The organism is Micromonospora sp. M51 (assembly GCF_018070305.1).
GTDB lineage: Bacteria > Actinomycetota > Actinomycetes > Mycobacteriales > Micromonosporaceae > Micromonospora > Micromonospora parva.
In genome coordinates this window covers 1-12,463 of record NZ_JAGPXZ010000096.1, presented here as the reverse complement: position 1 = coordinate 12,463, position 12,463 = coordinate 1, and the positions used below count along the sequence as shown (strand labels likewise).

Here is a 12,463-nt window from a genome sequence, read left to right as displayed (position 1 = left end):
AGACCGTCGCCGACCCGGGGCGCCGAGGTGGTCTCGCCCGGATGCCGGGGCGGCGGGAAGGTGCCGTCCGCGATCATCTGCGCCAGGTCGTCGGCGGTGGTGAGGTAGTTGAGCTCCAGCTGGCTGGGCGTACGCGCGGTGGAGAGGTTGGTGTCCCGCCCCACCACGGCGATCACCTCGCCGGCCTCCCCCTCGGCGGTACGCAGCCGAACCGGGATCGCCTCGTGTCGGGCCGGCACGTCGCCGTACCAGACCGGGTCGCCCTCCCGCCAGATCCGACCCTGGGAGTACGCCACCCCCAGGTGGGCCACCTCCGGTCCGCCGACGATCCGACCCACCTGGTCGTCCTGGTACGCGGTCGGCGCGGTGGTCGGACGGACCTGGGCGACGCAGAGGAACGTGCCCTCGGTGTCGACAGGCACCCAGAGCAGCAGGTCAGCGAAGGACAGATCGGAGAGCAGCTGCCAGTCGCCGGCGATCCGGTGCAGGTGGTCGATGTCGGCCGGACGGAGATGGGTGTGCTCCTCGGCGAGGTCGCGCAGCGTGGACACGGTGACCAGGGTGCCACGCCACGCCTCACATCGTCGCGGTGACCTTCTTCAACCCGCGCGGCGCGTCCGGATCCTCGCCCCGGGTGAGCGCCAGGGCCAGCGCCAGCCGCTGCATCGGCAGGATGTCCAGCAGTGGGGCGTACCGCTCGTCGACCTCGGGAACGGCCAGCCGGGTCGCGCCCGGCACGTCGGCGGAGCCGACCACCACGACGTCGGCGCGGCGTTCGCCGAGGCGGGGCAGCACCTCCCCCATCGACCGGCCACCGGGGCCGGAGCCGACCACGGCGAGCACCGGGACCTCCGGGTCGGTCATCGCGAGCGGGCCGTGCAGCAGGTCGGCACCGGAGAAGGCGAGCGCCGGCAGGTACGAGGTCTCCATCAGCTTGAGCGCGGCCTCCCGGGCGGTCGGGTAGGCGTACCCCCGGCCGGTGGTGACCAACTGGCGGGCGAACCGGTAGCGCGGGGCGAGCTGGGCCGGGGTGTCGTCGGCCAGGGTGCGGGCAGCCAGCTCGGGCAGCGCGTCGAGCGCTTCCCGTTCGGCGGTCGGCAGCACCCCGTCGCCGGCCCGGACCCCCTCCACCAGCATCAACAGGGCGAGCAGCTCGGCGGTGTACGTCTTGGTAGCGGCCACCGCCCGCTCGTGCCCGGCGGCGATGTCGACGCTCAGCTCGGCCACGTCGACCAGCGGCGAGTCGGGGGCGTTGGTCACCGCGAGGGTCAGCGCCCCGGAGGCGCGGGCGGCGCGCAGCACCTCGGCCAGGTCGGGCGAGCCACCGCTCTGGCTGACCCCGACGACCAGCGCGTCGGACAGGTCGGGGCGGGCCCCGAACAGGGTGACGACGCTGGGCGAGGCGAGCCCAGCGGGCAGGCCGAGCCGGATCTCGGTCAGGTAGGCCCCGTAGAGCGCCGCGTGGTCAGAGGTGCCCCGCGCGGTGAAGACGACGTGCCGTGGCCGCCGTTCGGCGATGACCGCCGCGACCCGGGCGATCTCCGCGGCGTTGGCCGCGGAGAGCAGGCGCGCGTAGCCAGCCGGCTGCTCGTCGATGTCGGCGGCCATTCCAGCCCCTGCACGTGTCACGGAAACCCCTCCCCTGCGCGATTGCCGCGCGATTCTTGCTCAGTCTTGCACTTTTAACCGTATCTCAGCAATCGAACGAGCAGGACTGCGCAGCTGATCACCAGTTGATCTCAATATCAACTAAGCTTCACCCGCCGCACCCGGTCTAGCTGCCACGAGAGGACGACGTGCCTGAGGGAACGGACGATCCCGCGCTCTCCGTGACGGAGGAGCTGGCGCTGGCCCGGCTGGCCCTCGACGAGGGCGACCTGCACCACGCCGCCGGCCACCTCGCCGGCGCGTTGGCGCAGGCCCCCACCCTTCCGGAGGTGCACGAGACGCTGGCCCGGCTTGCTGCGACGAGCGGCGGCGGCCTCGACCTCTTCCCGATCAACCACCACACCTTCGTGGGCGCGGTGGTCGCCCGCGCGCACCTCCTCGCCACCGCCGGCCGCCCCGCCGAAGGGCTGGAGCTGCTGGCCGCGGCGACGGCGTACGCACCCGGCACCGAGTGGGCAGCCGTGCCCTGGGTGACCGCGCCCGAACTGGCCGAACGACTGGAGCCGGAGCACATCGCCCGCGTCCTCATGCAGGTCTGCGCCGCGCTGCCCGACCCCGTCCCCCGCATCGGCCGGGCCCCGCTGTCCCCGTACCTCACCCTCGCGCGCAACGCGGCCACCGTGCACCCGGAACACGGCCTACTGCTGGGCGCGGCGTCCGCGCTGGCCCGGCGCCTCGGCGAGACCGAGCTGGCGGTCCGCTGGGCCACCCGAGGGGTACGCGCCCAGCCCTCGAAGATGGGCGAGGTGTGGCTCGGGTACGCGTACCGCAGCTCGGGCCGGACCCGCGACGGCCTCGCGGCCCTCGGTCGGGCCGTCGAGCTGGACCCCGACGACCTGGCGATCTACGCGGACATCGCCGGCACCCTGGCCGAGATCGGCCGACTGGACGAAGCGCTGGAGTGGACCGAGCGGGCGCTGGCCCGCGATCCGTCGTTCGACTGCGCGGTGCACACCGCCCACCGCCTGCGGCACCTGCGCGACGGTGACCTCGCCCACCTGGTAGCTCTCGCCGACTTCGTGCGGGACCACCCGGACGACAGCCACGAGCACGGCGACCTGGCCCAGTGCTGCCGGGGCAAGCCCTGGCTCGGGCAACTCACCCCGGCCGGCGGGCCCCTGGTCGACGCGATGCGCCAGGCGGTGGCCGATGACGACAACGGTCTCGGCGGCGCCGTACGCCTACCCGCCGCCGCCCCGCCCAGCGCGGTCGGGACGGCGATCGCCACCGCCCCCGGGCTGCGGATCGAGGTCGTCGGCGCGCCGGAGCCCGACCCGCGCGAACCCCGACGGGCGTCCGCGCAGCGGTTGTGGCACTACGCGGACGCCGTCCCCACGCCCGCGCTGGCCGCTCCCTCGGCGGCTGCTGTCGAACGGATCGGGCAGATCGCCCACCCGGCGTGGGCGCACCCACCGGCGGCGTACGACGCGGCGGTGGGCCTGGCCGGCCTTGAGCTGGCCGACCTGCTCGGCCTGCTGGTGCACCCGCCGGCCGCGCCGGCCAACGCGGTAGGTCGGCTGCTGGCCGCCCACGACCCGTCGGTCTGGGTCCGTGGGGTCCAGGTGTGGGCCTGTCTGGGGCTGCTGCACCACCGCACCGACGAGCCGTGGGAGGGCTCGACCCGACGCCGGGTGCTCCTCGACCTGGTCTGGGGCGTCGAGGACTGGGTCACCGAGGCGGCGCTGTTCGCCCTCGTCACCGCGGCCTGGGTGGACCCTTCGGTCCGGCCGGACGTGGCCCGGGTGGTGGCGGAGCGGCTGGCCGACGTGGCCGCCGTGGCGCGGACCCGACCGGTCCCGATCGCCGCGTCACTGGCGCACCTGGCACTGGCCGCCCCACAGCTCGACCCGGCGACCGCGGCACTGGCCACCGAGCTGCTGAACGCCCACTCCCCCCGACTCCCCCGCCCCCGCAACCCCCTACGCCGCCTCTGGCAACGCCTGCTCCGCCGCTGACTCCCTGCCAACCCCGCGATCTTGCCCGCGCCCCATCCCCGCGATCTTGCACTTTCTGTCGGCGTTTTGCCGGTATAGAGGGCTTATGTCACCGCACAAAGTGCAAGATCGCGGGGGTGTGGGGCTAGGGGCGGGGTGGGGTGGGGTGGGGGGTTACGCGACGGGGGCCTTGCCGAGGGCGACCTCGGCGTCCTCCTCCGGGGTGGCCTGCGGCGGGGCCTCGTTCGCGGTCCGCAGCGGGATCTCCTTGATGAACCAGGCGAGCACCGGGATCACGATGGTGAACAGGACCGCCCAGAGGAAGACGTGCGAGATGGCGTCGGAGAGACCGCCGAGCACCGCCTCGCGGGCCTGAGCGGGCAGCTCCCTGAGCTTCGCCAGGTCCATCCCGGCGCCGGCCTCGCCGCCGCCGAAGGCCCGACCGCCCTCCGAGCTGGCCAGCCGGTTGGCGAAGATCGCACCGAACAGCGAGATGCCGAACGAGCCGCCGATCGACCGGAAGAAGGTGGCCGCGCCGCTGGCCGCGCCGAGGTCCTTCTGCTCCACGCTGTTCTGCGCGATCAGCATCGACGTCTGCATGAGGAAGCCCATGCCGACGCCGAGCACGATCATGTACAGCGAGGACATCAGCTTGCTGGTGTCGGTGTCGAGCATGGACAGCAGCGCCATGCCCGCGGTCATCACCACACCACCGATGATCGGGTACGCCCGGTACCTGCCGTTGCGGGTGATCGCCCGGCCGATGACCAGCGAGACGACCAGCATGCCGAACATCAGGGGCAGCAGCAGCAGACCACTGTTTGTCGCCGACGCCCCCTGCACGGTCTGCTGGTAGAGCGGCAGGAAGTTCATCGCGCCGAACATCGCGAAGCCGAGCAGGAACCCGATCACCGAGATCAGCGCGAAGTTGCGGTTGGCGAAGAGCGCCAACGGCAGGATCGGCTCCTGGACCCGGCGTTCCACGAGGCCGAACACGACCAGTGCGACGACGGCCAGCACGGCCAGGCCGAGGATCTGCGTCGAGGTCCAGTCGTACTCGTTGCCACCCCAGGTGGTGATGAGCACGATCGCGGTGATGCCGACCGAGAGCAGCCCGGCGCCGAGCCAGTCGATCCGGTGCTCGGTGCGGTACTTCGGCAGGTGCATGGTGGTGATCAGCACGAGCAGCGCGACACCGCCCAGCGGCAGGTTCACGTAGAACGCCCAGCGCCAGGAGAGGTGGTCGGTGATGAAGCCGCCGACCAGCGGGCCGGCGACCATGGCGATGGCCATGATGCCGGCGATCATGCCCTGGTAGCGCCCGCGCTCGCGGGGCGGGACCAGGTCACCGATGATCGCCATCACGCCGACCATGAGGCCACCGGCGCCGAGGCCCTGCACGGCCCGGAAGGCGATGAGCTGGACCATGCCGTCCTGCGGGCCGCCGAACATGCCGGAGCCGGCCATGCCGCAGAGGGCGGAGCCGACCAGGAAGATGACGACCGAGGTCAGGAAGACCGACTTGCGGCCGTAGAGGTCACCGAGCTTGCCCCAGATCGGGGTGGAGACGGTGGTGCCCAGGACGTACGCGGTGACCACCCAGGTGAAGTGGTTGAGCCCGCCGAACTCGCCGACGATCCGCGGTAGCGCGGTGCTGACGATCATGTTGTCGAGCATCGCGAGCATCATCGCGATCATCAGCCCGAACAGCACGACCCTGATGTTGTTGGGTCGTGTGCCGACCTGGGTTGCCTGAGTCATGGATAAGCTCCCCCCGAGGATTGCCGTACTTACTTGCCGCCCGGCTAGTCACCTTACTAGCCGCACGGTAAGTTGGGTACGAGCAACGGTCAAGCCATTTGGAGGGCGTGCGTGAGCGAGAGCACAGGCGGCGGAACGCGGGAACGGATCAAGGCCGTCGCGCTCGAACTCTTCACCGAGCAGGGGTACGAGAAGACCTCGCTCCGGGAGATCGCCGAGCGCCTCAACGTCACCAAAGCTGCGCTCTACTACCACTTCAAGAGCAAGGACGACATCGTCGCCAGCTTCGTCGAGGACCGCCTGGAGCGGATGGACGCGCTGACCGCCTGGGCCGCCACCCAGCCCGCCACCCTGGCCACCCGGCGGGAGCTGATCTCCCGATACGCCGACACGATGTTCGACGGCAGTCAGCCGTCGGTGATGCGCTTCTTCGAGCAGAACCAGACCGCGCTCAAGAGTCTCTCCTCCGGCCAGAAGATGCGCGGCCGGATGATGGAGCTGGCCGGGGCGCTCTGCCGGGGCGACGACTCCCCCGCCGCCCAACTGCGCGCCGTGCTGTCGCTGTTCGCGGTGCACACCAGCTGGTTCGCGGTCCGCGCCCCGCACATCAGCGACGACGAACGTCGCAAGCTCGCCCTGGACGTGGCCGACGAGCTGCTGGCCGCCATCGGTACAGAGCCCGACGCCTGACCCGGGCCCGCCCGGCGGCTCAGCACGGCCCGGCGGTGGGCGGTTCAGCGGGAACGGCCCGGCGGCTCAGCGGCGCGCCAGCTCCAGGCGCAGGCCGAGCAGGTCCACGCCCGGTGCCGGTGACCAGTCCTTCTCCGGCGAGCGGACGAACCCGCGCCGCGAGTAGAGCCGGTGCGCCGGATCGGCCATCCCGGCCCGGACGCAGATCACCACCGCCGTGCAACCCAACCCGGTAGCCCGGTCGACGCACGCCTCGACCAACACGGCACCGACGCCACGACCCTGCGCGCCCGGGTCGACGGCGAGCATCCGGAACTCCGCCTCGCCCGGCCCGGACAGCTCCGCGAACGGGGTGCCCGGCAGCACGAACGTGACCGAGCCGAGCACCGCGCCGGTCAGCTCGTCGACAGCGACCAGCACCTCGCCGCTGGCGGCCCGGGTCGCCACGTCGGCCAGCACCTCGCCGTACCCGTGCTCGCCCTTGAGCTGACCGTCCGCCTCGTACGCGGCAACGGTCAGCCGGGCCACCGCCGGAAAGTCGGCGGGCTCGGCCGGACGGACCAGTAAACCGGTCACGCAATCACCGCGATCAGGTCACCGTCCTGCACGACGTCGCCCTCGTGCACGGCGAGCTGCTGCAGCACACCGTCGGACTCGGCGACGACCGGGATCTCCATCTTCATCGACTCGAGGATCACCAGGGTGTCACCCTCGGCCACCGTGTCACCCGCCGCGGCGACGACCTTCCAGACGTTGGCCACCATCTCGGCGCGGATCTCCTCGGCCATGTTCAGGCCCTCCCTCTTCGCGACGTGCCTGCCGATGTATCCAATCATGCGTCGACCGGTGGTGGGCGCGCAGCGGCACAGCCGCGACGGCAGTCCCGCCCTGGGGGAGGCGGCGGGTGCCGACCGCACTACCATCAGCGGGTCGGACCCGACGCCGGACCGCCGGTGGCCGCATCCGCGCCGAGGTCGTGCGCAGGACGGATCCGACCCATCACGAGGAGGTCAGCATGGCGAAGAAGTCCCGGAAGAAGAAGGCTCGTAAGAAGAGCGCCGCGAACCACGGCAAGCGTCCCAACTCCTGAACGGGTCGACGGGCCCACTGCCCGTCGTCGCTCAGCCGGCCGAGGCCGGATACACCGGTGGCCCGGGTCGACTTCGACCCGGGCCACCGGTCTTGCCAGCTCATGCCGACGCTCAGTCGGCCAGCTCACGGGAATCGCTGGTCTCGAAGACCACCAGCTCGGTGAGCTTGACCCGCAGCCGCTCACGCAGCTCGTCCGGCGCGGTCTCGTTGCCACAGCAACGCGCCACCAGCGCCCGCACCTCCTGCTCCAGCCCGTACTCGCGCAGGCAGGGCCCGCACTCGTCCAGGTGGTGCCGGATCAGCGAGCGGCGCTCGTCGGCGCACTCCAGATCCAGGTAGAGATACACCTCCGCGAGGACTTCGCGGCAGTCCGTCTCGTGCGGCTCCCCACAGCTCACGTCACACCTCCCGGCCGGCAGCGGCGGCGGTCGAACCCTTCGCCGAGCGGGCCGCACTGAAGCCCCGCTCCCCCGCGTAGCGCTCGAGCAGCTTGCGCAGATTACGACGGCCACGGTGCAGACGCGACATCACGGTGCCGATCGGCGTACCCATGATGTCCGCGACCTCCTTGTAGGAAAAGCCCTCGACATCGGTGAGGTAGACGGCCAGGCGGAACTCCTCCGGCAACTGCTGGAGGGCCTCCTTGACGTCACTGTCCGGCAGCCGGTCCAGTGCCTCCGTCTCGGCGGAGCGCAACCCGCTGGAGGTGAGCGACTCGGCCTCTGCGAGCTGCCAGTCGGTGATCTACTCCGTGGGCGCCTGGATCGGCTGGCGCTGCCGCTTGCTGTAGGAGTTGATGTAGGTGTTGGTCAGGATCCGGTACAGCCAGGCCTTCAGGTTCGTGCCCTGCTCGAACTGGTGGAAGGCCGCGTACGCCTTCAGGTAGGTCTCCTGGACCAGGTCCTCGGCATCCGCCGGGTTGCGCGTCATTCGCAGCCCAGCAGCGTAGAGCTGATCGACGAATGGCATCGCGTCCCGCTCGAATCGGGCCCTGCGCTCGTCCGTCTTCTCGGTGGTCAACCGCACATCCCCTCGCGTCGGATGCTGTCCCGCCGAGGATACGCGCACAGACCTACCCACAGATTCACTTCCGGCTGGTGTGCCCGTGCTCACCGCACCCACCCCGCCCGGTCCCGCCGTGGCGGGCCACTGCGGGCCGTCCAGCAGCCGCTTCAACTGCCGGGCGTCCCGTTCATCCTGTTCCAGGCTTCGTGTCTCGGTTGGCACCGGTCACCCCCCTCGCAGAAAAGTCGTCCGGGGGTAGTAACGCGAGATGACCACTGGGGCATTCCGGCCGGCTCTCCCCGTTCCTGGTCCCGGCCCCGACGGCGGCCGGCGCTGGGACCAGGAAGGGCCTGGGAGGACTGGTGTCACCAGCCCGGATCGGGCCGGCGGCACCATCGGATGCAACGACCCGTGCCCGGCACCGGAAACGGGCGCCCCCGCGAGCCGACGCGACCGGTCAGCCGGCCGCCCAGCCCTGGGCGGACAGCCAGTCGCGCACGGCGGCGGCGGTACCGGCCGGATCCCGGCGCAGATCGTGCGTCTCACCGGGACGGCTCACCACCTGCACCGCCGGCCCCGGCTCCGGCGTCCCGAACGGGTCCCGGTCACCGTTGACGACAAGCGTCGGCAGGCCGGTGTCCAGCTCGGCGGCCCGTGAGCGTTCCGGCCGGCCGGGCGGGTGCAGCGGAAAGGCCAGGGCGACCACGCCCACCGCGCCCACCGCGCGGGCCGTCCGGCAGGCCACCCGCGCGCCACTGGAACGCCCACCGACCAGCACCGTCGGCACGTCGGCGTGCCGGTCACGCAGCACGCCGAGCACCGCCGCCCAGGCTTCGTCGAGGTGACCGGCCGGTGCCGGCGCCCGTCGACCGGCGACCCGGTACGGCTGGGTCACCCGGACCACCGCCAGCCCGGCAGCGACCGACGCGTCCCGGACCGCGAGCAGGTCAGGCGCGTCGACGCTGCCGCCCGCACCGTGCCCGAGGACGAGCAGGGCGGTGGCCGGTCGGGCCGGCAGGTCGGTGTCGATCCGCGCCGGACCGCGCGGGGTGTCGATGTCGTCGCTGGGTGGCACCGCCCCATTCTGCGCCGCCGCACCGCCGACGGGTGTGAACCCGGCCGCCGATCAGCTCAGCGGGACCAGGGCGAGCAGGCGATCGCGCACCGGCGGGCCGGCGTCGTCGATGGCGTCCGGGTCGGGGTCGACCTCACCGCGCCAGGCGACGAGCATCGCCCGTCGTTCCCGCGGCGTGGTGCCGCCCCAGACGCCGTGGCAGTCGCCGACGTCGAGGGCCCAGGCCAGGCAGGACCCCTGTACGTCACAACTGCGGCACAACGCGACGGCGGCGTCCGCCGGTTCGTTCGGTGCCGGAAAGAAGGTCTCCGGATCGACGCTCTGGCAGGTACCCCTGGTACGCCACGCGTCGTCCTGTCGCCGTTCCCGCACTGCCCGCAGCAGTCGCGGATCTCGCCGCGCCGCCGCCACCTCGTGCGGACGCGGCATACGTGCCCGTGTCATCCGCCCACCTCCCCCGTGGGACCGGCAAAATCGGTGGACGTCGTCCGCCCCGTGCGAATCGATGTCCACTACCGGCGCTGTGTTCTATCGCACTTCGCAACATCGGGACAAGTGTCTGCCGGGAACCTGACTGAACAGTCGGGAGACGAATCACGCGGAACCCTGGCAAATCGGCGGCCAACGATGCGCGACAGCGTCAGAAAAGGGTCAACTCCTGCGGCGTCACCGTTGGCGCCACCGGCACCCGGGCGGTCAGGTGCGGCCCGTCGTTGCGGACGTCTCCCACCGCCGCGCCCACCGGGCGGATCTCCAACCCCGCCAACTGCTCCGCTGACGCCGGGCTGAGCAGCCGCTCCGGCTCGTCCGTCGGGGCCAACCACGACGACCAACGCTCCGCTGGCAGCAGCACCGGCATCCGGTCGTGCACCTCGGTCAGGTCGCCGAGCGCCGCGGTCGTCAGCACGCTGAAGGTGAGCCGGGTCTCGGCGTCGGACTCCCAGACCGACCAGATGCCGGCCAGGGCGAGCACCGAACCGTCCCGGGGGGTCATGAAGTACGCCTGGCGGCCACCGTCGGGCAGCCGGACCCACTCGTACCAGCCGTCGGCGGGGACCAGACAGCGGCGACGGGCGAAGGAGCCCGCGTACGCCCGGCTGGTGGCCACCGTCTCCGCCCGCGCGTTGATCATGCGGGCCGCCGCCGAGGCGGACCGGGACCAGTGCGGCAACAGACCCCAGCGGCCGACACAGAGGCTGCGGTGCCCCTCCGGGCTGAGCCGGACCAGCGGCACCGGGTCGGTGGGCGCGACGTTGTGATCGGCGCGGACCAGGCCGTCGGAGTCGTCGGACGACTCGAACAGCGCGCTCAGCTCGCCGGAGCTCCGGGTCGTCGCGTACCTGCCGCACATGGGGCACACGCTAACGCGTCGGGGGCGCTGTCGGCTGTCCCGCCAACCGGGAGTACGAGCGCCGGGTGCCGCCGGACCCCCGACGACACGGCAGAATGTAACCGTGGGGAACCTGACAGCGACCCGGCCGCCGCAGCCGTGGACCGCACCGACCGCATCCGACCCGGTGGCAGCGACGTTGCGCCTGCCCGGTTCCAAATCGATGACGGCCCGCGCCCTGGTGCTCAGCGCGCTGGCTGCCGGCCCGTCGACGCTGGCCCGGCCGCTGCGCGCCCGGGACACCGAGTTGATGGCCGCCGGCCTGCGGGCGATGGGCGCGCACGTGTCGATCAGCGACGACGAGCGCTGGCTGGTCCGACCGCACCCCCTGGTCGGCCCCGCCCACGTCGACGTCGGGCTGGCCGGCACCGTGATGCGGTTCGTGCCACCGGTGGCGGGCCTGGCCGACGGGCAGGTCAGCTTCGACGGCGACCCGTACGTCCGCACCCGGCCGCTGGGCCCGCTGGTCGACGCGCTGCGCTCGCTGGGCGTCCGGATCGACGTCACCGGCACCGGCAGCCTGCCGCTGACCGTGCTCGGCACCGGCCGGGTCACCGGGGGCGAGGTGGTGATCGACGCGTCCGCCTCCAGCCAGCTCGTCTCCGGGCTGTTGCTGGCCGCCCCGCGCTTCGACCGGGGCGTCGTGGTGCGCCACGTCGGCCCGCCGGTGCCGTCCGCGCCGCACCTGCGGATGACGGTGCAGATGCTGCGGGCCGCCGGCGCGGCGGTCGACGACAGCACCCCCGATGTCTGGACCGTCGAGCCCGGCCCGCTCACCGGGCGCGGCTGGGACGTCGAGCCGGATCTCTCCGGCGCCGTGCCGTTCTTCGCCGCCGCCCTGGTCACCGGCGGTGAGGTGACCCTGCAGGGCTGGCCGCACAGCAGCGCCCAGCCGGTCGAGCAGCTCCGCTCGCTGCTGCAACGGATGGGCGGCGAGGTCAGCCTCTCCACCGACGGGCTGACCGTGCGCGGCACCGGCGTGGTGCACGGTCTGACCGCCGACCTGTCCGACGTCGGCGAGCTGACCCTCGTGCTGACCGCGCTGGCCCTGCTGGCCGACTCACCGTCGGTCTTCACCGGCGTCGGGCACATCCGGGGCCACGAGACCGACCGGCTCGCCGCGCTCACGCGGGAGTTCGGCGGGCTCGGCGCGGACATCACCGAGACCCCCGACGGGTTGGAGATCCGGCCCCGTCCGCTGCGCGGCGGGCTCTTCCGCACCTACCACGACCACCGGATGGCGCACGCCGCCGCGGTGGCCGGGCTCGCCGTTCCGGGCATCGAGGTGGACGACGTGGGGTGTACCTCCAAGACGATGCCCGAGTTCCCGGCACTATGGTCAGCGATGGTGACCGGCAAGAGCTGACGCGACGGAGGAAGGTCCTGGCGACCAAACGGCGGGAGTACGACGAGGACGACGTACGGGTCCGGCCCGGTAAGTCGTCACGCCCGCGTACGCGCACCCGCCCGCAGCACGCCGACGCGGTCGACGGGTTCGTCATCGCCGTCGACCGGGGGCGCTACACCTGCGTGCTGTCCGGGGCCGAGCGCGGCGTGGTCGGCGCCGAGCTGCCCACTGTCACCGCCATGCGGGCCCGCGAGCTGGGCCGCAAGTCGGTGGTGGTGGGTGACCGGGTCAGCCTGGTCGGCGACACGTCCGGCGCGGAGGGCGCACTCGCCCGCATCGTCCGGATCGCCGAGCGCCGCTCGGTGCTGCGGCGCACCGCCGACGACGACGAGACCACCGCCGAGGGTCGGCTGGAACGCGTGGTGGTGGCCAACGCCGACCAGTTGGTGATCGTGAGCGCGTTGGCCGACCCGCCGCCGCGTACCGGGTTCATCGACCGT

The 12,463-nt window shown here is 72.4% G+C and carries 13 protein-coding genes and 2 pseudogenes; 4 read left to right on the top strand and 11 right to left on the bottom strand.

What is annotated here, in order from left to right:
* Nucleotides 1-551 (bottom strand): histidine kinase N-terminal domain-containing protein (locus tag KBX53_RS08075; RefSeq protein ID WP_210858366.1); only part of this gene is annotated, 551 nt, incomplete at its 3' end.
* A 25-nt stretch (nt 552-576) separates the two neighbouring features.
* Nucleotides 577-1,608, bottom strand: a complete 1,032-nt coding sequence (locus KBX53_RS08070; protein ID WP_210858365.1) for an SIS domain-containing protein — start codon at nt 1,606-1,608, stop codon at nt 577-579.
* A 188-nt stretch (nt 1,609-1,796) separates the two neighbouring features.
* On the opposite strand from KBX53_RS08070, the gene KBX53_RS08065 reads away from it, so the two are divergent.
* Nucleotides 1,797-3,623: a tetratricopeptide repeat protein gene (locus KBX53_RS08065; RefSeq protein ID WP_210858364.1), complete on the top strand. Its 1,827-nt coding sequence runs from the start codon at nt 1,797-1,799 to the stop codon at nt 3,621-3,623.
* 153 nt (nt 3,624-3,776) lie between these two features.
* Here KBX53_RS08065 and KBX53_RS08060 read toward each other — a convergent pair whose 3' ends face one another.
* On the bottom strand, nt 3,777-5,363 hold the full coding sequence (locus KBX53_RS08060; RefSeq protein ID WP_030336667.1) for an MDR family MFS transporter: 1,587 nt from the start codon (nt 5,361-5,363) through the stop codon (nt 3,777-3,779).
* Between the two features lie 111 nt (nt 5,364-5,474).
* Between KBX53_RS08060 and KBX53_RS08055 the strand changes: the two genes are divergently transcribed.
* On the top strand, nt 5,475-6,053 hold the full coding sequence (locus KBX53_RS08055; RefSeq protein WP_030336665.1) for a TetR/AcrR family transcriptional regulator: 579 nt from the start codon (nt 5,475-5,477) through the stop codon (nt 6,051-6,053).
* 66 nt (nt 6,054-6,119) lie between these two features.
* Here the strand turns inward: KBX53_RS08055 and KBX53_RS08050 are convergent, their stop codons facing one another.
* From KBX53_RS08050 to KBX53_RS08015, 8 genes and pseudogenes are all read right to left on the bottom strand, one after another.
* Nucleotides 6,120-6,629, bottom strand: coding sequence for a GNAT family N-acetyltransferase (locus tag KBX53_RS08050; RefSeq protein WP_210858363.1), 510 nt, complete (start codon nt 6,627-6,629; stop codon nt 6,120-6,122).
* Nucleotides 6,626-6,847: a biotin/lipoyl-binding carrier protein gene (locus KBX53_RS08045; protein ID WP_210858367.1), complete on the bottom strand. Its 222-nt coding sequence runs from the start codon at nt 6,845-6,847 to the stop codon at nt 6,626-6,628. The genes KBX53_RS08050 and KBX53_RS08045 overlap by 4 nt, the downstream gene beginning before the upstream one ends.
* Nucleotides 6,848-7,052: 205 nt before the next feature.
* Nucleotides 7,053-7,247 (bottom strand): hypothetical protein, encoded by a 195-nt coding sequence (locus KBX53_RS08040; RefSeq protein WP_210858368.1) that lies wholly within the window; start codon nt 7,245-7,247, stop codon nt 7,053-7,055.
* 8 nt (nt 7,248-7,255) lie between these two features.
* Complete coding sequence (gene rsrA, locus KBX53_RS08035; RefSeq protein WP_030336658.1) at nt 7,256-7,543, bottom strand: mycothiol system anti-sigma-R factor; 288 nt, start codon at nt 7,541-7,543, stop codon at nt 7,256-7,258.
* A 1-nt stretch (nt 7,544) separates the two neighbouring features.
* Nucleotides 7,545-8,372: pseudogene (locus tag KBX53_RS08030) on the bottom strand (sigma-70 family RNA polymerase sigma factor).
* A gap of 235 nt (nt 8,373-8,607) precedes the next feature.
* On the bottom strand, nt 8,608-9,225 hold the full coding sequence (locus tag KBX53_RS08025) for an alpha/beta family hydrolase (RefSeq protein ID WP_030336654.1): 618 nt from the start codon (nt 9,223-9,225) through the stop codon (nt 8,608-8,610).
* A 51-nt stretch (nt 9,226-9,276) separates the two neighbouring features.
* Nucleotides 9,277-9,669 carry a WhiB family transcriptional regulator gene (locus KBX53_RS08020; RefSeq protein ID WP_030336652.1) on the bottom strand — a complete coding sequence of 131 codons (393 nt, stop codon included), beginning with the start codon at nt 9,667-9,669 and terminating at the stop codon, nt 9,277-9,279.
* 196 nt (nt 9,670-9,865) lie between these two features.
* Entirely contained in the window at nt 9,866-10,576 is a 711-nt protein-coding gene (locus tag KBX53_RS08015) for an SOS response-associated peptidase (RefSeq protein WP_030336651.1), read from the bottom strand.
* A gap of 103 nt (nt 10,577-10,679) precedes the next feature.
* On the opposite strand from KBX53_RS08015, the gene aroA reads away from it, so the two are divergent.
* Both aroA and KBX53_RS08005 read left to right on the top strand, forming a co-directional pair.
* Complete coding sequence (gene aroA / locus KBX53_RS08010) at nt 10,680-11,981, top strand: 3-phosphoshikimate 1-carboxyvinyltransferase (RefSeq protein ID WP_030336649.1); 1,302 nt, start codon at nt 10,680-10,682, stop codon at nt 11,979-11,981.
* Nucleotides 11,951-12,463, top strand: a pseudogene (locus tag KBX53_RS08005) (ribosome small subunit-dependent GTPase A); the annotation flags it as partial. The gene aroA and the pseudogene KBX53_RS08005, both read left to right, overlap by 31 nt.

What these genes read in the sequence shown, in the direction of transcription:
- KBX53_RS08040 (WP_210858368.1), bottom strand. Translation starts at nt 7,247, where the DNA reads ATGAGCTGGCAAGACCGGTGGCCCGGGTCGAAGTCGACCCGGGCCACC.
- KBX53_RS08015 (WP_030336651.1), bottom strand. Translation starts at nt 10,576, where the DNA reads ATGTGCGGCAGGTACGCGACGACCCGGAGCTCCGGCGAGCTGAGCGCG.
- KBX53_RS08070 (WP_210858365.1), bottom strand. Translation starts at nt 1,608, where the DNA reads ATGGCCGCCGACATCGACGAGCAGCCGGCTGGCTACGCGCGCCTGCTC.
- KBX53_RS08060 (WP_030336667.1), bottom strand. Translation starts at nt 5,363, where the DNA reads ATGACTCAGGCAACCCAGGTCGGCACACGACCCAACAACATCAGGGTC.
- KBX53_RS08020 (WP_030336652.1), bottom strand. Translation starts at nt 9,669, where the DNA reads ATGACACGGGCACGTATGCCGCGTCCGCACGAGGTGGCGGCGGCGCGG.